This is a genomic window from Brevundimonas vesicularis (assembly GCF_900445985.1).
GTDB lineage: Bacteria > Pseudomonadota > Alphaproteobacteria > Caulobacterales > Caulobacteraceae > Brevundimonas > Brevundimonas vesicularis_D.
Genome location: NZ_UAQP01000014.1, coordinates 1,067,298 through 1,093,377, shown reverse-complemented (window position 1 = coordinate 1,093,377; position 26,080 = coordinate 1,067,298). Strand labels below are relative to the sequence as shown.

The window sequence follows — 26,080 nt, the reverse complement described above, 5'->3', positions numbered from 1 at the left end:
CCCGGCGCCTAGGAATCTAGCCTGTCGCCTGGGCTTGGGCCTGCGACTGACCCTGCGACTGAGCCACGAAGGCGTCGGCGGCGGTGCGGGCAGCGCGCTGGGCCGTGGCGCTGGCCGTCGGACGCAGGCGCGTCACGGCGGCCTGGGCCTCCGCATCCCCGCCGCGCGCGGCGATCATGTACCATTTCAGCGCTTCGGTCGGATTCTTGGCCACGCCGTCGGCGCCGGTCTCATAGATGCGCGCGACATTGTACTGGCTGTCCGGCAGGCCGCGCTCGGCCGCGTTCAGCAGCCAGGTCAGGGCCTCAGCCTGATTGGTCGCGCCGCCGTCGCCTTCATAGAGCTGCATCCCATACAGATGCATCCCGCGCGGATCGCCGCCCTCGGCCGCGCGACGGCCCCACTGACGGCTTTGAGCCGGGTCCGCGGGCACGCCATTGGCGCCGTCCAGATACAGCTGACCCAGATAGGTCTGGGCGGGGGCGTAACCCAGGTTGGCGGCGCGCTTCATGCCGTCCAGGCCTGAGTTGTCGCCAGCCTCCAGCTTGCCGATCGCCGCCTCATAATCCGCCGCGCCGGGGCCGCCGATGTCGAAGGTCGCTTTCGGGCCGGTCGGCGTCACCGCCGACGCCGCCAGAGGCACGGCGCCGTTGGTCGTCGAACCGCCGCCGAAGCTGGGCATCTCGAAGTCCGGCGCACCGCCGTCGGTCAGAGACAGATAGCCATAGACGCCCCCGGTCAGGGCGACCGCCGTGACCGAAGCCAGAAAGGTCTTTTTGACCGTCGATCCGTCCTTGGACGCCTGCCGGTCCAGCCGTTCCTGCAGCTTGGACTTGCCGCCGCGCTTCAGGCCGAAGCCCGACCGGGGCGCGGGTTCCGGCTCGGCCGGCGCGGTGATCGCGGCACGGGCGGCGTCGATGGTGCTGCGGGTCGAGGCGGCGCGGCCGGCGGCGGCGGCGGCTTCCATGCTGGAACGCAGCCGGCGCGGATCCACGAACTCGGTCTCGCCGCCGAAATCGTCGTCGTCCGCGTCCAGGACGGCGGCGTCACGCTTTTCGGCCGGTGCGGTCGAGAAGCCCGGCGACGTCGCCTCCAGCGCATCCTCGACGTCGGCGCCGCCGAAACCGCTGAAGGGCTGGATGATGGGTTCGACGCCATCGGGATCGACCTGACGCATCGGCAAGTCGTCGGCCAGGGCATTGACGGGCTCGGCCTCGGTCTGGACGGCGGGGGCCGACGGGAAGGGCGCAGCGGTCGCGACTTCGGGCGTCACCGGATCGCTGGACCAGGCGTCCTGGTCGGTGAAGGTCTCATCGGGGAAGGCGGCGGCGCGCCAGTCGCCTTCGATGGATGCAGACTGGATCGGCGCCTGTATCGTCGCTGAGGCGGCGCGTTCCAAAATCTGGCGCGCCGGGGTCCACGCGGACTCATTGTCCAGCGGCTTGTCGCGCACGGGCGTGGGCGCGCGGGCGTCGATGCTTTCGCGCGCCTCGGCCAGCAGACGGGCGGTGCGTTCCTCGCTCAGACGCATCCGCTCGGCCAGTTCGCCGGAGGCGCGATCGTAGCGCTGCTCGATCTTGTCCGAGCTTTCCGACAGGCGGCGGCCGATGTCTTCCAGCGCCTGCTGCGAGCGGCGCTCGGACTGGGCGATGCGATCGCTCAGCTGGTCCGAGATGCGGGTGATCTCGCCGCCCAACTTCTCCAACGCGATGGCATGGCGATCGTCGCTGGCGGTCAGGCGTTGGTCGACGCGGTCGACGTGGCGGGCGAACTCCTGATCCAGGCGCGCGGCGCGGCGGGCGACCTCGGTCTCGATGGTCTGGCTGACGACGTCGGCGGCGGCGCGGGCGACGGCGTCGGTGCGACCGTCGTTGTCCGTCTCGACCTTCTTGACCCGCGCATTCAGGTTGCGGGCGATGCGCAGGACCTCGCGCCCCATGGCCTCAAGGCCGATAGCGCCCTTCTCTTCGGACGCCTTCAGCTGATCGCCGACGGCCTGGACGGCGCGTTCGATGCGGTCGATGCGCGCGCCCGTTTCGGCGGCGTCCAAGCGCTGCATCATCTCGGCGCGATTGTTGTCGATCTGACGCGACAGGCTTTCAGCCAGTTTCTCGAAACGGGCCAGGTCGCGCGCGCCTTCCGGCTCGACGCGGCTTTCGGCCGTGCGCATCCGCTGGTCCAGCGCGGCGAACGAGCGTTCCAGCGTCTTCAGGGCTTCGGTCGTGCGGTTCTGGGCCTCGTCCAGACGCGCGCTGACCTGGGCCAGCATGTCCGTGCCGACGCCGGGGCCGGCGGCCTTCTCGACCGCCTCCATCCGCTCGCGCAGATCGCTGACGCCCAGACGCTGGCGTTCCTCGATGTCGTACAGGCGTCCGGTCAGCGCGCCCAGCGAGGTCTCGATCTTGCCGAAGGCTTCCTGGGTCGACGGGCCGGTGTCGCGTTCGAAGGCGCGCAGGCGGCGATGCCCTTCGCGCAGTTCCTCGGCGATGTCGTCGATGCGGCGGGCGGCGCCCTGGGCCTCGGCCTCCTGGCCGTCCAGCCGGCGCATCAGGCCCGCAACGGCCTGGTCCACGCCCTGAATGGCGACGGTCGAGCGGCGTTCGGCGGCTTCCAGCCGCGCAGCGATCACATCGATGGAGGCGCTGATCCGCTGCTGGCTGTCTTCGACCTCATAGGCGTCGTCCAGACGGCGGCTGCGGTTGCGGCGTTCGTATTCGGCGGCTTGGGAGCGACGCGGCAGGGTGGCGTAGCCCTCCTCCTCGTCTTCCATGATCATGGAGTTGAGCCATTCGCCCAGCGTCATGCCGGACCGGCGCGCCAGATCCTTGGCGACCTCGCGTGCTTTGGGATCGATTCCCTTAACGCTCCAAGGCGCTGCAGCGCTCACTGATTCGTCTCCCGGCCCATGCGACGAAGGCTATACCGTCAATATCGAGGGTGTAAACTGATGGTTAACCGCAATATCTAGCCGCGATATTCCAGCCTGTGGACATCGCCTCAGATCGCCGGATTTGTGAATCATCTCGGTTAACGCGGCATGAAGATTAACCTCACGGCAAGGGTTCGCTTGCCAAGCGGCGCGGGTTTCGCCACCTGCGGCGCATGAGCCTGACCACCACACTCGTCCTGCTGGGCGTCGCCCTCGCCGTCATGGTCTTTTGCGGATGGCGCGGCGCCCGGCCGCCCGATCCGTTCAAGGGACCGCGCCTGATGCCGTGGCGGTTCCTGATGGTCGGCGCGGCGGCGATCGCCATGCTGCTGCTGATCCACCTGGCGACGCTATTCGGCGCCGAGCGTGCGCCCTGGATACCCGGCGCCTAGAGACGGGAACCCGATTACGGCCGGTCGGTTGAACCTTGCGAACCACTCAAGGAGAGACCGCGTGTCTGACAAACTGACCCCCGCCGAGGCCGAGAAGGAATTCTGGAAGAGCCTGAAGGAGTCCAACACCGGCATGCTGGGCATCGATCGCCCCGGCTATCACCACCAACCCATGACCGGTTTCGGCGAGGACGAGACGGGGACCATCTGGTTCTTCACCCGCGACGACACCGATTTCGCCCGTGACGTCGCCGGCGGCGGCCAGAACGGCATGTTCTGCTACCAGGCCAAGGACGGCAAGGTTCAGGCCTGCATCCACGGCCGCCTGGCCATCGATCAGGACCGCAGCCGCATCGACAAATACTGGAACCCCATCGTCGCCGCCTGGTACCCGGACGGCAAGGACGACGCCCATCTGACCCTGATCCGCTTCGACGCCGACGACGGCCGCGTCTGGGTCTCCGACAAGGGCGCTCTGGGCTTTGGCTATGAAGTTCTCAAGGCCAACCTGACCAAGAGCGTCCCGGATGTCGGCGGCGTGTCGGACGTGAAGCTGTAGGCTTCGACGCTTCAGAAACCAGAAAGGGCGGACGCGATCGGGTCCGCCCTTTTTTCGTTCAGCCGGCGAAGCACCAGGCCAGAACAGCCTTTTGGGCGTGGATGCGGTTTTCGGCTTCGTCCCAGACCAGAGAGCGCGCACCGTCGATGACGGCGTCGGTGACTTCCTCGCCCCGGTGGGCGGGAAGGCAGTGCAGGAAGACCGCTTCGGGATCGGCGAGATCCATCAGGGCTTCGTCGACGCCGTAGTGCTCGAACGCCGCCAGGCGCGCCTCATAGTCCTGATCCCCCATGGAGACCCAGGTGTCGGTGACGACGACGTCGGCGCCCTTGACCGCCTCGCGCGGATCGCTGGTCAGCGTAACGGCGTCGCCGCCCTTGGCCAGATCGCGCAGGTCCGGGTGATATTCCGCCGGGCAGGCGACGTTCAGATGGAAGCCGAACTTGGGCGCCGCGTGCATGAAGCTGTGGCAGACGTTGTTGCCGTCGCCGATCCAGGCGATCGTCTTGCCGGCGATCGGCCCGCGATGCTCCTCGATCGTCTGCAGATCGGCCAGGATCTGGCACGGGTGCGACCGGTCGGTCAGGCCGTTGACCACCGGCACGGTCGAGACGCGGGCGAAGCGCTCGACATCTTCGTGATCGTTGGCGCGGATCATCACCGCATCGACCATGCGCGACAGAACCCGGGCGGTGTCCTCCACCGGCTCGCCGCGCCCCAGCTGCATGTCCGAGGCCGTGGCGATGATGGACGAGCCGCCCAACTGGCGGATCGCCGCGTCGAAGCTGAACCGCGTGCGGGTCGAGTTCTTCTCGAAGATCATCGCCAGAACGCGGTCCTTGCCCGGCGCATCGGCGTCGGCGCGCCCCTGGGGCCAGCCCTTGCGGGCGGCCTTGCGGGCATGGGCGTCGTCCAGGATGGCGCGTAGATCCGCCGCGTCCAGCCGGTGCATGTCGAGGAAGTGCCGGACCATATGTCTAGCTCCGCTCATCCCCGCGAACGCGGGGACCTAGTGCTGTGGGCGACAGCCGCCCGTCGGGTGTTTCATCCGTCGATCCCGCGTTCTCGAAAGAACTGGGTCCCCGCTTTCGCGGAAATGAGCAGATGTCGGGCTCAGGCCGCCAGCTTTTCGCGGGCGACCTCGCAGGCCGCTTCGAAACGAGCCACGGCTTCGCGGGCCTCGTCCAGCGTCAGGTTCAACGGCGGCAACAGGCGCACGCAGTTGTCGCCGCCGCCGGCGATCAGCAGCTGCTGCGTGTCGCGCGCCAGGGCCATGAACTCGCGGTTGTTCGGCACCATCTTGATGCCGATCAGCAGACCCTTGCCGCGCACGTCGGCGATCACATCGGGGAAGCGTTCCTGAAGGCCGGCGAACTGCTGCTTCAGATAGCCGGCGACCTCGTTGACGTTGTTCAGCGTCTCGGGGCTGTTGATCAGGCTCAGCGCCTTTTGACCCACGGCCATGGCCAGGGGGTTGCCGCCGAAGGTCGAGCCGTGAACGCCGACCGTCATCCCCTTGGCCGCCTTGGCCGAGGCCAGGCAGGCGCCGATGGGAAAGCCGCCGCCCAAGGCCTTGGCCACCGCCATGATGTCCGGCGCCATGCCCGCCCATTCGTGGGCCCACAGCTTGCCGGTCCGGCCCATGCCGCACTGGACCTCGTCGAAGATGATCAGGACGCCGTGTTCGTCGCACAGTTCGCGCAGCCCCCGCAGGCACTGTTCGGGCATGGCGCGGCAGCCGCCCTCGCCCTGCACGGGCTCGACGATGATGGCGGCGGTCGTGGGCTTGGCGATGGCGGCCTTGATCGCCTCGTGATCGCCCCACTTCAGCTGGTGGAAGCCCTGCATCGGCGGGCCGAAGCCCTCGGTATAGCTGGGGTTGGCGGCGGCGTTGATCGCGCCATAGGTCCGACCGTGGAACGAGCCGTCGAAGCCGTAGATGTCGATCCGCTCAGGCGCGCCATTGGCCGAGTGGAATTTGCGCGCCGTCTTCAGCGCGCATTCGACGGCTTCGGTGCCCGAGTTGGTGAAGAACACCACGTCGGCGAAGCTGGATTCGCACAGGGCGTCAGCCAGCGCTTCCTGACCCGGAATGCGGAAGATGTTGGAGACGTGCCACAGCTTCTCGGCCTGATCCTTGACCGCCTGGACCAGTTCGGGGTGGGCGTGGCCGAGGCCGTTGGTCGAGATGCCGGCGACGCAGTCGAGATATTCGGTCCCGTCGGTCGCCCACAGACGCGCGCCTCGGCCGCGTTCCACTTCCAGCGGCGCGCGATTGTAGACACCCATCAGATGTTCAGTGGACACGGGACCAAGACCTCCAAAAGCGAGACGGCCCCGGCGCGAGCGCGACGGAGCCGGATCAATACGGTCAGGCGTTGTCGGACGCGCGCGGGTCTTAGTCAACACCGTCGCCGAGGACGCCTCGCGCTCGCACATCGGCGATCAAGACACGCAGCGCCTGCCGTTGATCCGTCTCCAGCACGCGCAAGGGCAGGATGAAGTTGGTGTTGGGCGAGGCCGCGAAGATCAGGCGATCCTTTTCCTCCAGCACAGCGACCAGATTGCGCCAGCCGATGCGGGTTTCGAAGTCCACACCCGACAGCGCCAGACCGCCGTCATCGATGCGCCAGTCGGTTGGCCTCTGCGCGATCGGCGACCGGCGCGCCGCCGCCATGACCCTGTAAAGCGCCAGGACCGACAGCCCGATAAAGCCATACAGCCCGACCAACTGCAGGCCAACGATCCAGCCGATCCGCTCCAAAGGCAGGCCGAGGCAGAGGGCGATGGTCGCCAGCATGGCGCCGCCGAGGAACAAGACGGGCAGGTTCGCCCAGCGCCGGACGACGGGCCACGCCTTGACGGCCGCCCGACCTTCCTTCGGCGTCGGCTGGACGCCGCGAACCTCGATGACCGTCGTCACACGCCGCCGGGCGTGGTGGCCGGCGCAGCAGGCGCCGTCTCAGCGGCGACCGCTGCGTCCTTGGCCTGGATTTCGACCAGCTTCTTGTCCAGGGCCAGGCCCAGGTCGGCGATGAACAGGCCGAAACGGGCGACGTCGACGCCCTTCAGATACGACAGCTTGTCCTCGGTCGAGTGGATGCGCTGGAAGACGGGCGGGACGAAGCCCTCCTTCAGGCCGGTGTCCTTGCCGCCGTTGAAGGCCAGCCACATCTGGTGGGCGCCGACCGCATCCTGAGTGCCCATCGACACCACCGGCACGCCCGCGGCCGAGAAGGCGCGGTCGTCGCTGGGCGGATAAGTCGGATAGGGCATGCAGTCGAAGCCGCGTTCGGCGCACAGGCCGCGCAGCGTCTCCAGCACGAAGGCCGACTGCGGCCCATTGTTCTCGCCATACATGACCGTCTGGCCATAGGCGGCGACATCGGCGTTGATGACGGCGGCGATCCGGTCCTTGCCGTGTTTCTCAAGGAAGGCCTTGGCGCCCAGAAGGCCCAACTCTTCCTGGTCGGTGAAGACGAAGACGAAGCGGTGGGCGACCGGCTGGCCTTCCAGCGCCATGTCCAGCGTCTTGGCCGCCTCCATCATCGCCATGACCGAGCCGACGTTGTCGACGATGCCCTGCGATAGGGTTCCGTCGCGCAGCTTCACCGCGTCATAGTGGGCGGTCAGGACGATGTCCTTGTCGCCCTCGCCCACCGTGACGACGACATTGGCGCCTTCCATCGGGCCGGTGGCCTGGTTGCCGCCCTCGAAGGTCTGGATTTCGGGCGTGAAGCCCAGCGTCGTCAGGAAACCGACCAGAACCTGGGTCCGCTCGGCGTTGGTGGGCTTGATGAACTGGGCGGCGCCGGCGGCGATGTCGGGGCGGTCGCCGGCCTGGGGCGTCGCTTCCTGAGCGAAGGCGGGACCAAAAGCGGATGTGGCGGCGAACAGGGCCGTGGCGGCGACGAGCGAACGAAACAGCATGAAGCGGACCTCTCGGGGGAGCGATCCGCAACAGGTAGCGATCTAGCTCTTAAGACGCCAGCCCGAGCGGAACACCAGCCAGCAGAACACGCCCATGACGGCCATCAGCACGGCCGACCCTATGACGCCGACCGTCAGATTGCTCTCGGCATGGCCGATGAAGCCGTAACGGAAGCCGTCGATCAGATAGAAGAAGGGGTTGTAGCGGCTCAGCGCCCGGAACGGCTCAGGCAGGTTCTCGACCAGATAGAAGGTCCCCGACAGGAAGGTCATCGGCATGACGATGAAGTTCTGGACCGCGGACAGGTGGTCGAACTTCTCGCTCCACAGCCCCGCCAGCACCCCGGTCATGCCCATGATGAAACAGGCGGCCAGGGCGAACCAGACGATGGCGAGGATGTTGGCGATCCCCAGCGGCGCGAACGGCAGCACGCAGATCGCCGTCACCAGACCGACCGCCAGGCCGCGCGTCGCGGCGCCCAGCGTAAAGCCCAGCGTCAGCTCAAGCGGGCTGAGCGGCGGGGTCAGGAAGTCGGTCGCGGTACCCATGATCTTGGCCTGGATCAGGCTGGACGAGGCGTTGGCGAAGGCATTGTTCAACATGGCCATCATGATCAGGCCGGGCGCGACGAACAGGGCGAATGGCGTGCCGTGCAGCGGCGGCCGCGCATTCTGAAGCGCCACCACGAACACCAGCATATAGAGTAGCGTCGTGACCACTGGCGCCGCCACCGTCTGGGCGCCCACCTTCCAGAAGCGCCGCACTTCGCGCAGATACAGGGTCTGCACCCCGATCCAGTTGATCCCCGGATAGCGACGCGGCTGCGGCAGGCCGGCAGGCCGGGTGGAGATCAGATCGGGCGTATCGGTCATGGCCCGCCAGATGCGCTCGACCGCCGCGCTTCGCAAGAGATCAGGCGAGATCGTCCCGAAAACGACGGCGCCGCCTTAACCTTAACGATGATTCAATATCTGGTTTCTGTGGACAGGATGATTCGCACATCTTGCGTCTCTTAACGGCTGGTTTACGATTAGTTGTAGGTCAAGACCCCGGAGGGGGAGCCTGGACCTAGATATTGAATCCAAACTCGCTGGAGGGTGGCATGACCGCAGGCTGGACCGACGACCGCGTAGGCGCGCTAAAGAAGCTCTGGCTTGAGGGCCAGTCCGCGAGCCAGATCGCCAAACAACTGGGCGGCGGGGTCACCCGCAACGCCGTGATCGGCAAGGTGCACCGTCTGGGCCTGTCGGGCCGGGCCGCCCCGTCGCAACCGGCGCGCACCGTCGCCGCGACCTTCCGCACCGCGCGTCCGCGCCCGGCGCCGGCCGCTCCGGCGCAGCAACCTTCGGCTCCGCGCCGTCTGGAAGCCGTCCAGCCCAAGCCGGTCGAACCCGCAGCCCCCGTCCCCGCCCCGATCCCGGACTTGCCGGGCACGGCGACCGTGATGACCCTGGGCGCCCACATGTGCAAATGGCCGATCGGCGACCCGTCGTCGCGCGAGTTCAGCTTCTGCGGCCGCCGCTCGTCGGAAGGCGTCTATTGCGTCGAACACGCCCGTGTCGCCTACCAACCGCAAGTCCGTCGCGGCTCCAAGGAAAGCGGTTCCGATCTGGCTCGCAGCCTGCGTCGTTACATCTAAGGAGCGCTATCGCGCTTCGCGCTGCTTGAGCGCGGCGCTTCGCGCAGGGCGCACGAATGCGCTCAAGTCGCGAGCGACCGCGTCGCGAACGTAGCGCCAAAAAGATGCTCCTTATGGAGCCGACTTCCCCCTCGCCGGTTCGCGCAAGCGGCCGGCGAGACTTCAGGGGCGGGGCTGCGGTTCATCCGGGTTGACGCAGCCCCATCCGCCCTCCGATCAGTTCAGCACCCGCCGCGCATCCGGCGTATCCAGCGAAAACGCCGGAATCTGCGCCTCGAAACTGCGCCCGTTCGCATCCGTCATATAGTAGGCGCCCACCATCGAACCGCTGTCGGTGCCCAGCGGACAGCCCGAGGCGTAGGCGTAGCTGCCGCCCGGTTCGATCACCGGCTGTTCGCCGACGACGCCGGGACCGCGCACCTCTTCGACATGGCCGTGGCCGTCGGTGATGGTCCAGCGACGCGCCATCAGCTGCACCGTCGATCCCGTCAGGTTCACGATCTCGATCTGGTAGGCCCAGACCCAGCGGCCTTCGTCGGGATCCGACTGGCCCGCCAGATAGCTGGGCCGCACCCGGATCAGGATGCCGTTCGTCTCGGCGGTATAGGCAGGACCATCGTGCATGGGCTATATGCTCGCCCCGCCGCGCGCGGGCTGCAAGCGCGACTTGGAGACAAGTCGTGAAAACCGTGTGAGACAGACGCCATGAGCTCCTTCCAAGCGCCCCGTCCCGGCATCCTGCCCGCCCAGTCCATCGAGACGCTGATCGCCGCCGGCGCCGTCACGTCCGACACGCCCTTCGACCACGACCAGGTCCAGCCGGCCAGCCTGGACCTGCGGCTGTCGGATCAGGCCTGGCGCGTGCGCGCCTCCTTCCTGCCCGGCCGACGCAAGGTCGAGGACCGCATCGCCGACGTGGCCATGCACGCCATCGAGATCACCGAGGCCGGCGTCGTGCTGGAAAAGGGCTGCGTCTATATCGTGCGCCTTCAGGAGCGGCTGAAACTGCCGAAAGGGTTGATCGCCCGCGCCAATCCGAAAAGCTCGACCGGCCGCGTCGATGTTTTCGTGCGTCTGCTGACCGATCAGGGCGCCAGCTTCGATGATGTGGCCGAAGGCTATGACGGCCCCCTCTATATGGAAGTCGCGCCCCAGACCTTCTCCATCCTCGTCCGTCCCGGCACGCGCCTGAACCAGCTGCGGCTCAAGGCCGGCGATCCGCCCAAGCTGGAGACCCGCTCGGTCGGCGTCGATCTGCAGGGCGGCGACATCGTCGGCTTCCGCGGGCGTCGCCATGCGGGCGTGGTCGATCTGGACCATATCGACGGCCACGACCCGCGCGACTTCTGGGAGCCGCTGAGCCTTCGTCGCGGGGAACTGCTGCTGGATCCGGGCGAGTTCTACATCCTGGCCTCGTCCGACGACGTCGAAATCCCGGTCGATCAGGCCGCCGAGATGACTCCCATCGATCCGTCGGTCGGCGAGTTCCGCGTCCACTACGCCGGCTTCTTCGACCCCGGCTTCGGCACTGACGAGGCGCATGGCGCGGGCTCGAAAGGCGTGCTGGAAGTCCGCACCCACGACACGCCGTTCCTGCTGGAACACGGCCAGATCGTCGCCCGCCTGGTTTACGAGCCCCTGACCGAACGCCCCAGCCGCCTGTATGGCGAAAGCGGCAGCCACTATCAGAACCAGGGCCTGAAGCTGTCGAAGCACTTCAAGGCGTGGTGATCGCGCCGAGTGGCGAGTAGTCAGTGGCGAGTGACGAGCCGTTCGCTATCGTCCTCGCCACTCGTCACGCGATACTCGCCACTCAAGTGAGCTTGTCCGCCTTCCTCAGCCCCGGGAACATCGTCGCCCAGGCCCCGGTCGCGGCCAGGGCGCCGAACCCGCCGAACACGGCCGCGCCGACCGCGCCCAGCAGCCGGACCATGACGCCGGAATAGGCCTCGCCCAGTTCGTTCGAGGCGCCGATGAACAGCATGGACACCGACGACACCCGGCCGCGCATGTGATCGGGCGTGGCCAGCTGGATCAGGGTCTGGCGCACATTGACGCTGATCATGTCCGCCGCCCCGCCAATGAACAGGGCCAGGCCCGACAGCCAGACGATGCGCGACAGGCCGAAGGTGATGGTGCACAGGCCGAACACCGCCACCGCCGCGAACATCCAGCGCCCGCCGTTCTGACGGATCGGATAGCGGCTCAGATAGATAGCCATGACCATGGCCCCCACGCCGAACGACGCCCGCAACAGGCCGAACCCTTGCGGTCCGACATGCAGGATGTCGCGCGCGAAAATCGGCGTCAGCAGCGCCACGCCCGCCAGCAGCACCACCACCAGATCCAGCGAAATGGCGCCCAGCACGATCTTGGTCTTCCAGACATAGGCCAGCCCCTCTTTGACCGAATCCACCGGCGACAGCGGATTGGCTTGAGGCGCAGGTCTCCCGCTGGTGCGGATCATGATGAAGGCGGCGACGGCCAGCAGAAACATGCCCAACGACACCGCATAGGCCAGGGGCACGTTCACCCCCACGATCACCCCGCCCAGGGCCGGGCCGGCGATGGCCCCGGTCTGAAACGCGATGGACTGGGCCGCGATGGCCGGCGGCAGAGCTTTGCGCCCCACCACCATCGGCAGAAACGCCTGGCTGGCCGGCGCCAGGAACGCCCGCGCCGCGCCGAACAGGGCCGCGACCGCCAACAGACCCCACAGCGGCGGGTTTCCATGCAGGGCCATGGCCAGGAACGACCCCGCGCAGGCCGCCTCGACCAGGATCGAGATCCACACCGTGCGCTTTCTGTCGCGCCGATCCGCCATCGCCCCGGCCGGCAGGGTGAAGGCCAGCAACGGCAGGAACTGACACAGCCCCACCAGCCCCAGATACAGGCTGGCCTCCTCGATCGGATGATCCCGCCGGGCGATCTCATAGACCTGCCACAACAGGGCCGACGACTGGATCTGGATCGCCAGCACCGCCACCACGCGGCCGAACCACAACAGGCGGAAGTCGCGAATGCCCCAGGGGCTGGACGGGCCTTCTGGCCCCCCAGATGACGGAGACGGCGGAACGGGCGGGGCGGCGGGGCCGGCAGCGATGGATTCTGTGGTCAAGGTCTCGGCTTCGGCAGCAGCACACCGTCTTCTCGCAGACGCGGATTATCCCTAAAGCATAGCCGCATGAGCCGCGCATCAACTCCCGTTATCGATCCTGTCGAACTGACCCGCGACCTGATCCGCATCCCGTCCGTCACGCCCGCCGACGAAGGGGCGATGGATGTGCTGGAGCAGCATCTGACGGCGCTGGGCTTCACCTGCCGCCGGCTGGCCTTCGAGGGACCAGGCGGGCAAGGCGTCCATGCGCGGATCGAGAACCTGTATGCGCGACGCGGGACCGCCTCGCCCAACCTCTGTTTCGCCGGCCATACGGACGTGGTCCCGACCGGCCCGTCGGATCAGTGGTCGTCGCAACCCTTCAAGGCTGAGGTCAAGGACGGCGTCCTGTACGGTCGCGGCGCGGTGGACATGAAGGGCGGGATCGCCGCCTGGGTCGCCGCCGTGTCCCAGGTCATCGCAGACGGTGAACCCGCCGGCTCCCTCTCCTTCCTGATCACCGGCGACGAGGAAGGCCCGGCGCTGCACGGCACAAAACGGGTGGTCGAGGCCCTGGCCGCCGAGGGCGAGATCATCGACGCCTGCGTCGTCGGCGAACCCTCGTCGTCGCAACAGCTGGGCGACATGATCAAGGTCGGGCGGCGCGGCTCGCTGAACACCTGGATTACCGTCCAAGGCAAACAGGGTCACGTCGCCTATCCCGAGCGCGCCGCCAACCCGGCCCCGGTGATCGCGAAGCTGATGGCCCGCCTGAACGATCACGTCCTGGATGAAGGCTATCCTTCTTTTGACGCTAGCGTCCCGCTCGCGGAGCGGGACTGCTTGAGCGTGGCCTTCCCCCCGTCGAACCTCGAAATCACCACCATCGACATCGGCAATCCGGCCACCAACATCATCCCGGCCCAAGCGACGGCGCGGCTGAACATCCGCTTCAACCCCAGCCACACCGGCGACGCCCTGATCGACTGGCTGAACCGCGAGGCCGGGGCCATGCAGGCCGAGACCGGACTTCAGATCACTCTGGAGCACCTGTGCTCGGGCGAGGCCTTCCTGACCGAGCCGGGCGCCTTCGTGGAGGCGGTTCAGGACGCGGTCGAGGCCGTGGCGGGCCGCCGCCCCGAAGCCTCCACCACCGGCGGCACCTCCGACGCCCGCTTCATCCGCGCCCTGTGCCCGGTGCTGGAACTGGGCCTGGTCGGCCAGACCATGCACCAGATCGACGAACGCGTGCCGACGGCGGAGCTGGAGACCCTGACGGCCGTCTATCGCCGGGTGATCGAGACGGTGTTCGAGCGAATGTAACGACGCCTGATGGTGATGCCGAGATTTTCCGCCAATGCCGACAATGATCAGAAGCCGCTGAGCAGACTCGGTCCCACATTCATTATGGCGTGAGTTGCGACAATGAGGACGATTGAGCCGGTTCGCAGCCAGATGACCCCCAAGAACAATCCAAACAGGGTCTGCATCAGAAATTCCGGCAGATAGCTCTGGGCTGCATAGGCCAGCATCGGCCAATCCGCGTGTACAACGGGATGCATGAGAGCAAGCGGCGCGTGAGTAAGTCCAAAAAACACGCTAGACAAAAAGACGGAGTTGAACCGAGATCGCGTCAGACTTAGCAATGCTGTAAGCAGCAGAATTCGAAAGACGACTTCTTCCGCAGAAGCGGCAGCGACCAATCCCGCAAGCTGGATCAAGAGCTTGTTGAGTGGCGGGATGCCGTATTCTTCCGGTGCATGGGCGAACTTTAAATAGCTTATGGCCACCGCAATGCCGAATGACGCTACACCTACGGCGACGATCCTGACCTTGGACGCGGATTTCAATCGCGCCGGCCACGACACAAGACCGCAAGTCAGAAAAACTGCAGGAACCGTCGTCCACACGATAAGACCGACGACGCCCGCCGTTTCATCCAGGCGCCCCTGAAGGTCAAAAAACCAACTCACGCACAGATGGATTGCAAGCGCTGTAGCAATCAGAAGCGCGATACGACCGACCTGTTGAGAGCCTAGGCCCGGAACCCAATAAATTTGCGAGCCCGCCGTAGCGACACGCAGCGCCAGAAACGCCAGTCCGAAGATGGCGGTCAGGGCTAATGCAAAGAACACATAGATTGTGCTGGCGAACTCCGGGTCTACGACGCCCGGAGCTGATATCATGAACCAGTAGCTCAACACCGCCAGCGCAACAGCGAACGCCAACGATAACCTACGCGCAATCATGAGAGCGCTCAGTTCCGCTCCAGAAACCGCAACGCCGTCAGCACGTGCGTCTTCACCCCCAGCGGCAAGACCTTCTCGTTCGGGGAAAACTCCGGCGAATGGTTGGGCGCGGAGGTCGCGGGATCGACGCCGTCGGGACTGGCCCCGAGATGGTAGAAGACGCCGGGGATGACCTGCTGGAAATAGCTGAAGTCCTCGGCCACCGTGGTCGGGGGCGTGGCGGGGTTGACGTTCCCCTCGCCCGCCGCCTCGGTCAGGACCGGGGCCAGCCAGGCGGACAGGCCGGGGTCGTTGAAGACCAGGGCGGCGTTCTGTTTGACGCCGAACTCGGCGGTGGCGCCGTAGGCCTCTGCGACATGGTCGATGGCGGTCTCGGCTCGGGCGACCAAGGCGTCGCGCTGGGCCGTATCGAAGGTGCGCAGGGTGCCCGACAGCGTCGCGCTGTCGGGGATGATGTTGTAGCGGACGCCGGCGTTGATCGTGGCGATGGTGAAGACGGTCGGGGTCGTGGTCGGATCGACCGTGCGCGCCGTCAGCGTGTTGACCGTCTCGACCACCTGGCCCGCCACCGCAATCACATCGACCCCGCGCCAGGGCCAGGCGCCGTGCGTCTGCTTGCCCTTCAGGCGGATATCCACGCGGTCCGAGGCGGCCATGAACCCTTCCGGCCGATAGAAGACGCTGCCCGGACGGCCCGGCACGACGTGCAGGCCGAAGATGGCCTCGGGCTTGGGATCGTTCAGCGCCCCTTCGGCGATCATCAGGGCCGCCCCACCCTTGGGCTCTCCCGGAGGCGCGCCCTCCTCGGCCGGCTGGAAGACGAAGACCACCGTGCCGGCGATCCGGTCCTTCATCCCCGCAAGCACCTCGGCTGCGCCCATCAGCATGGCCATATGCATGTCGTGGCCGCAGGCGTGGGCCACCGGAACCGTATTGCTCATATAGGTCCCGGTGGCGGTGGAGGCGAAGGCCAGGCCCGTCGCCTCCTGCACCGGCAGGGCGTCCATGTCGGCGCGAAGAGCCACCGTCCGGCCCGGCCGTGCGCCGCGCAGCACGCCGATCACCCCCGTCTTGCCGACCCCGGTGCGGACCTCCAGCCCCAGCGATCGCAGATGGTCGGCGATCACGCCGGCCGAGCGGGTCTCGGCGAAGCCCAGTTCGGGATGCTGGTGGAAGTCGCGCCGCCAGGCCACGACCTCTGGCATGACGCGCTGCACGGCGGCGTCCACGCTGGCCGTATCGACCTGAGCCTGAGCGGCGCCGGCGGCGAGCAACAGCGCCATTGTGGAGGCGGCGAACAATCGGCGCATGTGAAGGTCCCGTGAAATTTTCAGCCCGACGACAGGTGACGGCGCCGCACCCGCTTGTGCAAGCCGTCGCGAACGGCGATTTCTGTCCGCATGGGTGAGAAAGCCTTCAAGAGCGCAAAGACCGAATGGCGCGACGTCGTTCTGGTCTGCCGCAAATGTTCGAAAAAGCTGGACGGCGGCTTCGGCCCCGGGGGCGATCTGACGCTGAAGAAGGCGCTGAGAAAATATCTGCATCTGAAGAAGGGCAAACAAGGTCGCAAGGGCGAGCTGACGGTCGTCGGCGCCGACTGTTTCGACATCTGTCCCAAGGGCGCCGTCGTCGCCGTCAACACGGCCCAGCCCAAGAAGCTGCTGATCATTCCGGCCGGCGCGGACCTGTTCGAGGTCAAGACGCGGCTGGGGCTGGACGACGGACGGCGGTTGAAGCGGATCGAAGCGGCCGACTGAGCCTCGGCGCCTTTCTTCCGGGAGCCAGCCGTGTCAGAGCGAAACCATGGATGACACTCGCATCGAAAAACGCGTCGGCGTTCAGGCGACCTCGGACCGCATCTGGGACCTGGTCGCCGACCTGTCCGGCTGGGGCGCCTGGAACCCGATCGACAAGGACGTCGAGGGCGCCATCGCCTATGGCGGCCGTCTGACCATGACCGAGGCCTGGCCCGACATGGCCGAACGCCAGTCGGCGGCCCAGGTGGTGGAGTGGCAGCCGCGCGCGCGTCTGGTCTGGGCCGAACGGCGCGGATTCCTGTTCCAGAGCCTGCGCTACATCCAGATCGAGGAGTTGGCCCCAGGCAACTGCATCGTCGCCATCGGCATCCGTTTTTCAGGCATTCGCGGCGAGCTGTTCCACGACAAGCACCGTCCGGCGATCAAGGCCGCGTTCGAAAAGGCCGCCGAGGGTCTGAAGGCGGCGGCCGAGCGCGCCTAACGCCCGTCCTTCATCATGTCGATGACGTTCAAGATCGCCGGGCCCAGGATGACGATGAACAGGACCGGCAGGAAGAACAGGATCATCGGCACGGTCAGTTTGGCCGGCAGGGCCGCCGCCTTCTTCTCGGCGGCGGACATGCGCAGGTCGCGGTTTTCCTTGGCCATGACGCGCAAGGCGGTGGCCAGCGGCGTGCCATAGGTCTCGGCCTGCGTCATGGCGGTCGCGACCGACTTCACACCCGGATGGTTGGTGCGTTTGCCCAGATTCTCATAGGCCACGCGACGGTCGGGCAGATAGCTGAGTTCCGCCGACAGCAGCGACAGTTCCTCGGCCAGATCGATCGACGACGGGCCCATTTCCTGACTCACCTTGGTGATCGCCGCCTCGATGGACATGCCCGCTTCGACGCAGATCAGCAGAAGGTCCAGCGCGTCGGGGAAGGCCTGCATAATCGAGGCGCGACGCTTGTCGATCCGGTTCTTCAGATACAGGTTCGGCGCATAAAAGCCGGCGACCGCCGCCGCCATGGTCGCGGTCACCTTGTTCATCGTCGGCCAGTCCACAACCTTGAGGACGAACAGATAGAAGGCCGCCACGATCATGAAGATGAAGGGCGAGGCGAAGCGGAAAAAGTAGAAGGTCGTCAGCGGGCGCGGCCCGCGATAGCCGGCCTGCACCATCTGGCCGGCGACCTTGGGATCTTCCAGCAGCTTGGTCAGGTTCAGCCGATCCACGATCCGCTTCTTGAACCCGTCGTCGGTGTGACGCAGCGCCCCTTGCCCTGCGGCCATGCTGGCGCGCGAGCGGCGTTTCAGATCGTCGCGGCGTTCGGCGACCGCCTTCATGCGCTTGTCCAGCTTCACCCCGCCCGTCATCGACGACAGCAGGGTCATGACGGTCGCGAAGACCAGCACGCCCACGCCGATGCTGAGCAGGTTCTGCGGGTCGGTGACGAAGCGGATAAAGCCTTCCATGGTCCCGGCCTCAGAACTTGAACGAGATCATGCGCTTCATGACGAAGATGCCGGTCGCCATCAGGCAGACCGCGATCAACAGCAGGAAGTTGCCGCGGAAGTCGGTGAACAGCGGCATCATGTAGGACGGGGTTGTGAACATGACCATCGTCATGACCGCAGGCGGCAGGGAAGCGATGATGCCGGCCGAGGCCAGGGCTTCGGACGACAGGGCCTTGATCTTCTCGCCCATCATCCGCCGGGCGCGCAGCACCGTCGACAGGTTGCCCAGCGCCTCAGCCAGGTTGCCGCCGGTCTTTTGCTGGATGGCGATGACGATGGTGAAGAAGCGCAGTTCGGACGTCGGCATCCGGCCGTACATCTTCTCCAGCGCCTGCTCCAGGGTCAGCCCCACCCCCAGACCCTCGACCAGCCTCTGGAACTCCGGGCCCAGCGGCGCCGGGCTTTCGCGGGCGATGATCTTGAAACACTCGTGGACCGGCAGGCCCGACTTGATGCCGCGCACGATGACGTCGACGGCGTTGGGGAACTCCAGTGAGAACTTCTTCATCCGCGACTTGCCGAGGAAGCCCACGACCCAGCGCGGCAGCCCCAGACCGAAGATCAGCGCGATCCCCAAGACGACGAGGATCGGCAGGCCGAACACAAGGGCACCCAGCCCGGTCACAACCCCGACCACGGCCGAGACGATGTAGAAGGTGCGCACGCTCAGGCTCAGGCCCGCCTGTTTCAGGCGCGACGACAGGGTGGTGCGCGCCTTGCGCTCGCGCCGGTCCGCGTCCTGAAGCTGGAGAAGGATCTGTTTGCGCCGCGCCTCCGGCGTATTGGCGGCGGCGGCCTTGCGGGCGAGCGCAGGGTTCTTCTTGCCCTCGCCCAGACTCTGGGCGCGCTTGACGGCCTGGGCCGAGGAGTCGTCACCACCGACAAAGACCCAGCCGAGCCCGCCGATGGTGATGAAGGCCAGAACGGCGGCGAGGATCGGCAGCATCGCGCCCTACTCCGCCGCGTCCAGGGCGTCGGCCAATTCGCGCTCCAGCCCGTAGTATCGGGCGCGGTCCCAGAAGCGGGGCCGGGCGATGCCGGTCGAGCGGTGACGGCCGATGATCTTGCCGTTCTCGTCCTCGCCGGTGATGTCGTAGACGAATAGGTCCTGCGTCACGATCACATCGCCTTCCAGGCCCACGACCTCGGTGATGTGGGTGATGCGGCGCGAGCCGTCGCGCAGGCGAGCGGCCTGGATGATGACATCGACCGAGCCGACGATCATCTCGCGGATCGTCTTGGACGGCAGGCCGTAGCCGCCCATGGTGATCATGGACTCCATCCGGCTGATGGCTTCACGCGGGGAGTTGGCGTGCAGCGTGCCCATCGAGCCGTCGTGGCCCGTGTTCATGGCCTGCAACAGGTCGAACGCCTCGGGTCCGCGCACCTCGCCGACGATGATCCGCTCGGGACGCATCCGCAGGCAGTTCTTGACCAGATCCCGCATCGTGATTGTGCCTTGGCCTTCCATGTTCGGCGGGCGGGTTTCCAGGCGGACCACGTGCGGCTGCTGCAGTTGCAGCTCGGCGGCGTCCTCGCAGGTGATGACCCGCTCGGTCGGGTCGATGAAGGCCGTCAGGGTGTTCAGCAGGGTCGTCTTGCCCGAGCCGGTGCCGCCCGAGATGACCAGATTGCATCGCGAGGCGCCGATGACGCCGAGCACGCGCGCGCCCTCGGGACTGATGGAGGCGTACTCCACCAGATTCTTCATCGTCAGCTTGTCTTTCTTGAACTTCCGGATCGTCAGCGTCGGGCCGTCGATGGCCAGCGGCGGAGCGATGACGTTGACGCGTGAGCCGTCCGGCAGACGGGCGTCGCAGATGGGGCTGCTTTCGTCCACGCGCCGGCCGACCTGGCTCACGATCCGCTGGCAGATATTCATCAGCTGGGTGTTGTCGCGGAAGCGGACATTGGTCAGCTGGACCTTGCCCGCGACCTCGATGAAGACCCGGCCTGCGCCATTGACCATGATGTCGGCGATGTCGTCGCGGCTCAACAGCGGCTCCAGCGGACCATAGCCCAGGACGTCGTTGACGATGTCCTGAACCAGATGCTCCTGCTCGGCGACCGACATGGAGACGTTCTTGATCGCCACCAGTTCGGCGACGATGTCGCGTATCTCTTCCGACGCCGCCTTCTGGTCCAGATGCGCCAGCTGGGCCAGGTCGATGGTGTTCATCAAGGCATTGAAGATCGTCGTCTTCGTGGCGTGATAGTAGTCGCTCTGTTCCCGGACGATCTCGGCGACCGCCTGGGCCTTCTTCAGCTGTTCAAGACCCGCCGTGGCCTTGGGTCCGGCTCCGGCGACGTTGCCGGTCGGGCGCGGAGCCTCCGGCGCGGGCTTGGGTCGCGAGGCCAGGGCGTCCAGCCGATCCACCGGCGCGGGCTGAGCCGGCGCAGACGCGCGGTCGAAGGCGTCAGCCGCCAGTTCCAGGTCTTCGTCGGCATAGGCATAGGCCGGCGCCTTGGCCGCCTTCGCCATCGCAGGGGCCGCCGCCTCCATACTGAACGCCGACACAGGTTCGCCGGCTGCGGGCGGCGGGGTCGGGGCCGGACGCAAAGGCGCGGGCGCGGCGCCGGGCTGACCTGTGCGTTTGCCGAACATCCGTCAGCGCTTCCTGAACATATTGGCGAACAGGGATTTCGACGCCCCATCCGCCGGCTTGGCCTTCTCCGCCTTGCCGGCCTTGCCCGGCTTGGCCTTGGGTCCCGCCACCATCGGCAGTTCGCGCCGCGAGACGATCTGGGCCAGGGTCTGGAAGGCCTCGGCCGACTTGGTCTTCGCGCCGGCGTCCAGGATCATCTGGCCGTTGTTGGCGGCGGCGCCAAAGGTCTTGGCGTCGAACGGAATGATCAGGCTGGGATGCACGCCAAGCGCAGCGCCGAAGTCCTTGGCCGGAATCTCGGGACGACCTGGCACCCCGACCTGGTTCAGCACCAGGCGCGGCGGCGCGTCATTGGGGCGGCCCTGACGGATCAGATCGATCATGTTCTTGGCGTTGCGCAGGGACGCCAGATCCGGCGTCGCCACGACCACCACCTCATCGGCGCTGATCAGGGTGCGGCGCATCCACGGCGACCACAGATGCGGAAGGTCCAGCACGACGAAGGGCGCCGTGGCGCGGATCTGGTTGGTGACCTCTTCGAACGCCTCGGTCGAGATGTCCCAGTCCGTATCCAGGCTGGCGGGCGCCGCAAACAGGCTCAGCTTGTCGGTGCAGCGGACCATCATCCGGTCCAGCAGCGTCGAATCCAGCCGCTCGGGCTGGCCCAGGGCGTCGGCGACGCCGCTCAGCGGGTCCTGATTGAAATCCAGACCCGCCGTACCGAACGGCAGGTCGTAGTCGACAATCACCGTATTGGCGCCGATCCGCTCGGAAATCGCATAGGCGGTGTTGTGCGCAACGGCCGAGGCCCCGGCCCCGCCCCGCGCGCCGACGAAGGCGATGGTGCGACCGACGAAGGGCTGGGCCGGATCGTTGAACAGACCGCCGATGGCTGCGATCAGTTGCAGCGGCTGCAAGGGCGCGACCAGATATTCGCTGACCCCGCGCCGCATCAGTTCGCGGAACAGGATGATGTCGTTGGTCGCCCCCACCACAATGACCTTGGTGCCGGCGTCGCAGACCTCGGCCAGCTGGTCGACCTCCCACAGCAGGGTCTGGGGGTCTTTCAGGCATTCGACGATGATCAGCGGCGGCGTCGGCTCATGCTGATAGGTCTCGACGGCCGCAGCGACGCCGCCGATGCGGATCTGGGTCGTGGCGCGCGACAGTCGGCGATCCTGGGCCGCGCGCTCGGCCGAGGCCAGGGTGTCCTGGCGTTCGGCGAAGACGTGGATGGCGATGCGCGGCACCGACACTTCGCCGATGTTGCTGGCCGGGGCCAGGCCGGTGAAAGCCAGACCCGTCTCCACCAGGCTGGCCTGTGCCTGGGCCACCACGTCGCCGACCGGATTGAAGCCCGCGGCTTCGGGTGCATAGGCGGGCGCGACAGGAACCGGCGCCAGCGGCGCGGGTGGGGCAGTCGGCGACGGCTCCGCCGGCGGTGCGGTGAACTGAAGCGGCGAGCGCGCGGCGGCCATCTCATCGATCGGCGCAGCGAACTCCATGTCGACATCGAACGCGTCGTCGAAGGTGTCGAAGTCGCGAGGGGCGGGGGCGGTGCTCATGGGTCAGTTCACCGCACGCGACACGGCGGTTTCCCGGATCAGCCTTTCGGCTTCCGCCGATGTCGGCTTGCCGCCGCGATAGAGATCGAGCACCACGGTGCGGCGCCCGGCGTCGGCGGGCGTCATCGTGCGCGGCCTTTGAATGTCGCGCGGGTCCTCAATCTGGGCGGCGAGATTAGCGGTGACCGCGCAACCGAAGTTGGAGGCCGACTGGTTGTCGCCGGTACGGCTCAGATTGCCCCAGGTCGTTCCACAACGCGGCACGGCGGCGCGGATCGTCTGATAGCCGACAACGACCGGCGCGCGCGGATCCGGCGCCGCATAGCTGACCAAGGTTATGCGCTCAGGCGCGACGCCGTAGGCCGCGAGAGACGATTTGATGTCATACGCCGTTTTCAGCGCGACGGGATCGTCTCCGGCCGGGGCCTCGATGACCATCGGCACGGCGTCGACGTAGCGATAGCGCCCGACCAAGGCCTGCAAAGCCCCGTTCTGCGCCGGCGACAAGCCGGTGTCGTGCACGGCCAGGGCGATCCGGTCCAGATCAGGCTCGACCTGAAGCTGATAGCGCGAAGTCGGCGTCAGCGGCGGCTCGCCGCCCAAGCTGGCGGGGCCGCCGATACAGGCGCCCAGCGCCAGGGCCGTGGTCGTCAGAAGCGTGGCAATCAGGGTGCGAGTCATGGATGTGCTCACTCGATCACATAGCCGACCGAACCGGCCGGGGGCGCATTCGGCAGCCCATAGACCTGGTTCAACTGGCCAAAGAGAGTAGTCTGACTGTCGCTGGCGATGCGCAGGCCGTCCGCCGGCGTCTGCATCCGCGACGGCGAGGTCGGACTGACGATATAGGGTTCGACGATGACGACCAGCTCGGTCTCGCCCATCAGATAGTCGCGCGAGCGGAACAGCTGGCCCAGCACCGGCAGATTGGTCACGCCGGGCAGGGAGTCGATCGCCTGGCGGCTGTTTTGCTGCAGCAGGCCAGCGATCATCATCGATCCGCCGGAGGGAATTTCGATGGTGTTCTCGCTGCGGCGAACCGTCAGGCCCGGCAGGGTGATGGACGAAGCCGTGCCCGCACCGATCGTCAGGCCGCCCTGCGACGTCAGTTCCGATACCTCGACCTTGACCTGCAGGCTGATGCGACCGCCCGACAGCACGACCGGACGGAAGGCCAGGCCCACGCCATAGGGCTTATACTGAACGGTGATCTGCCCCATCGCGTCGCGGCTGGCCGGAACGGGGAATTCGCCTCCCGCCAGGAAGCTGGCCGCCTCGCCGTTGACGGAGGTCAGGTTTGGCTCGGCCAAGGTCCGCAGCAGACCGACGCGCTCGAAGGCCTTCAACATGGCCTCGCCCTTGTTCAACCCATCCGAACCAGGGCCGGTGCCGGGCTGCGCGGTGTCCCAGTTCGGGGAGTCCTGGGGCCCGTTGACCGTAAACGGGCACAATGCGCCGGGCTGCCAGCCCGGCCCCACGCACGGCCGCTCCATCTGGTAGTTCTTCGTCGTGTCGATGCCTGTCCCTGCGCTGATCCCGCCCAGCAGGGCGCTGTTGACGCCCCAGGTCGCGGCATTGCCCAGCATCCATTGGGCGTCGCCCAACCGCCCGACGACCGCCGAGGTATCGAAGCCTAGCTGTTTGATGACGTTGCGCTGCACCTCGACCACGCGGACCTTCAGGGTCACCTGGTCGGAGCCCGGCACGGTGATCAGGTTCAGAACCTTGTCCGGCGCCGAGACGAAGGCCGCGGCGATGCGGCTGGCTTGGGTCGATTGGGCCGGATTCTCGGCGACCCCGCTCAGGATGATGCTGTCGTTGACGGCCTCGGCCTTGACGCCGCCGCCGGGGATCATGCGGTCGAGTGTATCCTGAAGCGCGCTGGTGCCCGCATCCACCCGCACCCGAAGGCTCAGGATCGTGCGACCGGCTCCGTCCAGAAACACGGCGTCGGTTTCGCCCGGCGCGATGCCGATGACGGTGATGCGGCGTGGCGAATGCAGCATGGCCTCGGCCACCTGCGGATTGGAGACGATGACGTCGCGCGCATCGGCGGGCAGGTCGACGGCGAAGGAGGTTCCGCGCGGCAGATTAATCAGGCGCTGCGCCGCGCCCGTGGAAACGGCGGCTCTCGTCTGGGCGACGCCGACGGGCGCGGCGGTCAGGGTGGCGAGCAGGGCGCAGGCGGCGGCGACGGCGGCCTTGCGCATCATGGGTCGACGCATCGGTTCAGCTCTCATGGCACGGCCACCACTTCGGGCGCGCCGCCGCGATAGATGCGCACGGCCTTGGGTTGGGACACGGCCGCAACGGGGCGGCGCGTGGCGCCGGACGGCCCTGCGGTATCGGCATAGGAGCGCAGGGACAGGGACAGCTCGCCCTCTGACTTGGCCTGGGCCAGCAAGACGGAATCCTGCGGTCGGACTTCAAGCGTCGCAGTCGCGCCGACCACGGCCTGGGCGTCGTCGCCGACGCGGGTCGCCTGGTCGATAGCCAGAACCTTGATGTTTTGCAGCACGACGCCCGAGGCGAACTTGGACCGGGTCGCGCCCTCGACGGCGCCGTTGCGGCTGGTTTCGGCGGTCAGCACCACGTCGACCCGATCGCCCGGCAGGATGAACCCGCCGGCTGCGGATTCCACCGTGACGGCGATGGCCATCGCCCGCATGCCCGGTTCAAGATAGGCGGCCAGATAGCCGCTGTCGCCGGCGCGCACGATCTTGCGCGACACGATCGGCTCACCGGCCAGAATGGGTTCGCGGACCACCGAGCCGATATAGTCGGACTTGGCGCCGGTGGTGGCCAGTTCCGTCGCCGCCTTGGCGACACGGGCGACGGCGTCGGTCGCCTTCTCGGTCGCATTTTCCGCGACAGGCTTTGCCGGGACCGGCGTCGTGCCGTCGGTGATGAAGATCGGATTGACCTCATCGACGGGCCAATCCTTCCATTCGAGGTCAGCCTCCACCAGACGCTTGCCGGGTTCCAGATCCTTGGCTGCGACCAGCACCTTGGCCATGGGCCGGACTTCGACCGGAGCGGCGGCGGCGGGTGCGGCCGGCTCGTTCGACGACGATCCCATGGCGCGGACCACGAGGGCCAGGCCAATAGCCGAGACGGCGGCGATGCAGATGACGACGATGCGGGCGGGCTTCATCCAGGATGTCTCCAGCGGGCGCTCTGTTTCGGATTCATCCCCCGACGCCTACCGTTAACGATCATGGGCCTTGCGGGTTAACGCTTCCTAAGCGCCCCGAAAGCCCGTCAATTCAGGCTTCAGCGACCCGACGCGAAGGTCAGCAGCAAGCCGCTCTCTGGGAGCGCCAGCAGGGCGCCGATGGCGATGGCGACGCCATAAGGGATATCCCCCTTGGGCTGCATCAGATTGATGACCCACCCTTGCGACACAGACGGGGCGACCATTGGAAAATACTGACGCGCGGTCATCAGCAGCAGACAGAAGGCGCCGCCGGCCAGGCCCGTCCAGATCAGGAACGGCGCCAGCCCGCTGACGCCCATCCAAAGACAGCTGGCCGCCAGCAGCTTGGCGTCGCCTCCGCCGATCCAGCCGGCGGCGAACATGCCCATCCCGACCAGCAAGGCCGCGAAGCCGACCCCGGAGTGGATGGCGACATCCATCGGCGCCGCCCCGACCAGAAAGGCGATGGGGAAGAAGGCCCCGACCAAGGCCAGAGAGATCCAGTTCGGGATCTTCATGGTGATGAGGTCGTGCAGCCCCCCGACGATCACCAGGGCGGGAAACACGCCAAGCAGAATGAGCAGCAGAATGTCCATGACGCCGATCATGGCTGATAGGACTTAAGGTTGGGTTGCCAAAACTGAAGGGGCCGGAGCTTAC

The 26,080-nt window shown here is 66.9% G+C and carries 25 protein-coding genes; 7 read left to right on the top strand and 18 right to left on the bottom strand.

The features are described 5' to 3' along the window. Positions 1 to 16: 16 nt before the first annotated feature. Complete coding sequence (locus DT343_RS14410; protein WP_258522589.1) at positions 17 to 2,887, bottom strand: SEL1-like repeat protein; 2,871 nt, start codon at positions 2,885 to 2,887, stop codon at positions 17 to 19. A gap of 215 nt (positions 2,888 to 3,102) precedes the next feature. Between DT343_RS14410 and DT343_RS14405 the strand changes: the two genes are divergently transcribed. Both DT343_RS14405 and DT343_RS14400 read left to right on the top strand, forming a co-directional pair. After that, positions 3,103 to 3,321 (top strand): hypothetical protein, encoded by a 219-nt coding sequence (locus DT343_RS14405; RefSeq protein WP_045810644.1) that lies wholly within the window; start codon positions 3,103 to 3,105, stop codon positions 3,319 to 3,321. 61 nt (positions 3,322 to 3,382) lie between these two features. Continuing rightward, positions 3,383 to 3,880, top strand: a complete 498-nt coding sequence (locus tag DT343_RS14400; RefSeq protein WP_112863403.1) for a pyridoxamine 5'-phosphate oxidase family protein — start codon at positions 3,383 to 3,385, stop codon at positions 3,878 to 3,880. Positions 3,881 to 3,938: 58 nt separating this feature from the next. On the opposite strand, the gene argF is transcribed toward DT343_RS14400, so the two are convergent. The 5 genes from argF to DT343_RS14375 all read right to left on the bottom strand — a co-directional run bounded on the left by argF (position 3,939) and on the right by DT343_RS14375 (position 8,683). Then, complete coding sequence (gene argF / locus DT343_RS14395) at positions 3,939 to 4,853, bottom strand: ornithine carbamoyltransferase (RefSeq protein WP_112863402.1); 915 nt, start codon at positions 4,851 to 4,853, stop codon at positions 3,939 to 3,941. Positions 4,854 to 4,993: 140 nt separating this feature from the next. After that, positions 4,994 to 6,187, bottom strand: a complete 1,194-nt coding sequence (locus DT343_RS14390; protein ID WP_258522588.1) for an aspartate aminotransferase family protein — start codon at positions 6,185 to 6,187, stop codon at positions 4,994 to 4,996. 91 nt (positions 6,188 to 6,278) lie between these two features. After that, on the bottom strand, positions 6,279 to 6,803 hold the full coding sequence (locus tag DT343_RS14385; protein ID WP_112863400.1) for a YcxB family protein: 525 nt from the start codon (positions 6,801 to 6,803) through the stop codon (positions 6,279 to 6,281). Then, positions 6,800 to 7,810: a M28 family metallopeptidase gene (locus tag DT343_RS14380; protein ID WP_112863399.1), complete on the bottom strand. Its 1,011-nt coding sequence runs from the start codon at positions 7,808 to 7,810 to the stop codon at positions 6,800 to 6,802. The genes DT343_RS14385 and DT343_RS14380 overlap by 4 nt, the downstream gene beginning before the upstream one ends. A gap of 42 nt (positions 7,811 to 7,852) precedes the next feature. Beyond that, on the bottom strand, positions 7,853 to 8,683 hold the full coding sequence (locus tag DT343_RS14375; RefSeq protein WP_112863829.1) for an ABC transporter permease: 831 nt from the start codon (positions 8,681 to 8,683) through the stop codon (positions 7,853 to 7,855). Between the two features lie 230 nt (positions 8,684 to 8,913). On the opposite strand from DT343_RS14375, the gene gcrA reads away from it, so the two are divergent. Continuing rightward, positions 8,914 to 9,450 (top strand): cell cycle sigma 70 cofactor GcrA, encoded by a 537-nt coding sequence (gene gcrA, locus DT343_RS14370; protein ID WP_017506617.1) that lies wholly within the window; start codon positions 8,914 to 8,916, stop codon positions 9,448 to 9,450. A gap of 216 nt (positions 9,451 to 9,666) precedes the next feature. Here gcrA and apaG read toward each other — a convergent pair whose 3' ends face one another. Beyond that, complete coding sequence (apaG, locus tag DT343_RS14365) at positions 9,667 to 10,074, bottom strand: Co2+/Mg2+ efflux protein ApaG (protein WP_112863398.1); 408 nt, start codon at positions 10,072 to 10,074, stop codon at positions 9,667 to 9,669. An 81-nt stretch (positions 10,075 to 10,155) separates the two neighbouring features. Here apaG and DT343_RS14360 point away from each other — a divergent pair, with 81 nt between their 5' ends. Beyond that, positions 10,156 to 11,181 carry a 2'-deoxycytidine 5'-triphosphate deaminase gene (locus DT343_RS14360; protein WP_045810652.1) on the top strand — a complete coding sequence of 342 codons (1,026 nt, stop codon included), beginning with the start codon at positions 10,156 to 10,158 and terminating at the stop codon, positions 11,179 to 11,181. 82 nt (positions 11,182 to 11,263) lie between these two features. On the opposite strand, the gene DT343_RS14355 is transcribed toward DT343_RS14360, so the two are convergent. Further along, entirely contained in the window at positions 11,264 to 12,553 is a 1,290-nt protein-coding gene (locus DT343_RS14355) for an MFS transporter (protein ID WP_220116821.1), read from the bottom strand. Positions 12,554 to 12,634: 81 nt separating this feature from the next. Here DT343_RS14355 and dapE point away from each other — a divergent pair, with 81 nt between their 5' ends. Beyond that, a complete protein-coding gene (gene dapE / locus DT343_RS14350) occupies positions 12,635 to 13,870 on the top strand; it encodes a succinyl-diaminopimelate desuccinylase (RefSeq protein ID WP_112863397.1) in 1,236 nt (411 codons plus the stop codon). Between the two features lie 47 nt (positions 13,871 to 13,917). On the opposite strand, the gene DT343_RS14345 is transcribed toward dapE, so the two are convergent. Continuing rightward, positions 13,918 to 14,775: a CPBP family intramembrane glutamic endopeptidase gene (locus tag DT343_RS14345; protein WP_181669202.1), complete on the bottom strand. Its 858-nt coding sequence runs from the start codon at positions 14,773 to 14,775 to the stop codon at positions 13,918 to 13,920. Positions 14,776 to 14,804: 29 nt separating this feature from the next. Further along, positions 14,805 to 16,106 (bottom strand): amidohydrolase, encoded by a 1,302-nt coding sequence (locus tag DT343_RS14340; protein WP_220116726.1) that lies wholly within the window; start codon positions 16,104 to 16,106, stop codon positions 14,805 to 14,807. Between the two features lie 90 nt (positions 16,107 to 16,196). Here DT343_RS14340 and DT343_RS14335 point away from each other — a divergent pair, with 90 nt between their 5' ends. Both DT343_RS14335 and DT343_RS14330 read left to right on the top strand, forming a co-directional pair. After that, positions 16,197 to 16,553, top strand: coding sequence for a hypothetical protein (locus DT343_RS14335; protein WP_112863395.1), 357 nt, complete (start codon positions 16,197 to 16,199; stop codon positions 16,551 to 16,553). 46 nt (positions 16,554 to 16,599) lie between these two features. Then, positions 16,600 to 17,034 (top strand): SRPBCC domain-containing protein, encoded by a 435-nt coding sequence (locus DT343_RS14330; protein ID WP_112863394.1) that lies wholly within the window; start codon positions 16,600 to 16,602, stop codon positions 17,032 to 17,034. Here DT343_RS14330 and DT343_RS14325 read toward each other — a convergent pair. The 8 genes from DT343_RS14325 to DT343_RS14290 all read right to left on the bottom strand — a co-directional run bounded on the left by DT343_RS14325 (position 17,031) and on the right by DT343_RS14290 (position 26,016). After that, positions 17,031 to 18,011: a type II secretion system F family protein gene (locus DT343_RS14325; RefSeq protein WP_112863393.1), complete on the bottom strand. Its 981-nt coding sequence runs from the start codon at positions 18,009 to 18,011 to the stop codon at positions 17,031 to 17,033. The two genes, DT343_RS14330 and DT343_RS14325, sit on opposite strands and share 4 nt — an antisense overlap. A gap of 10 nt (positions 18,012 to 18,021) precedes the next feature. Then, positions 18,022 to 18,999 carry a type II secretion system F family protein gene (locus DT343_RS14320; RefSeq protein ID WP_112863392.1) on the bottom strand — a complete coding sequence of 326 codons (978 nt, stop codon included), beginning with the start codon at positions 18,997 to 18,999 and terminating at the stop codon, positions 18,022 to 18,024. Positions 19,000 to 19,005: 6 nt separating this feature from the next. Next, positions 19,006 to 20,658 (bottom strand): CpaF family protein, encoded by a 1,653-nt coding sequence (locus tag DT343_RS14315; RefSeq protein WP_112863391.1) that lies wholly within the window; start codon positions 20,656 to 20,658, stop codon positions 19,006 to 19,008. 3 nt (positions 20,659 to 20,661) lie between these two features. Further along, positions 20,662 to 22,224, bottom strand: coding sequence for an AAA family ATPase (locus DT343_RS14310; protein WP_112863390.1), 1,563 nt, complete (start codon positions 22,222 to 22,224; stop codon positions 20,662 to 20,664). Between the two features lie 3 nt (positions 22,225 to 22,227). Next, complete coding sequence (locus DT343_RS14305; protein ID WP_112863389.1) at positions 22,228 to 22,905, bottom strand: CpaD family pilus assembly protein; 678 nt, start codon at positions 22,903 to 22,905, stop codon at positions 22,228 to 22,230. 8 nt (positions 22,906 to 22,913) lie between these two features. Beyond that, a complete protein-coding gene (locus tag DT343_RS14300; protein WP_112863388.1) occupies positions 22,914 to 24,449 on the bottom strand; it encodes a type II and III secretion system protein family protein in 1,536 nt (511 codons plus the stop codon). 11 nt (positions 24,450 to 24,460) lie between these two features. Then, positions 24,461 to 25,378 (bottom strand): Flp pilus assembly protein CpaB, encoded by a 918-nt coding sequence (cpaB, locus tag DT343_RS14295; RefSeq protein WP_112863387.1) that lies wholly within the window; start codon positions 25,376 to 25,378, stop codon positions 24,461 to 24,463. A 119-nt stretch (positions 25,379 to 25,497) separates the two neighbouring features. Beyond that, positions 25,498 to 26,016: an A24 family peptidase gene (locus DT343_RS14290; protein WP_112863826.1), complete on the bottom strand. Its 519-nt coding sequence runs from the start codon at positions 26,014 to 26,016 to the stop codon at positions 25,498 to 25,500. Positions 26,017 to 26,080 lie beyond the last annotated feature (64 nt).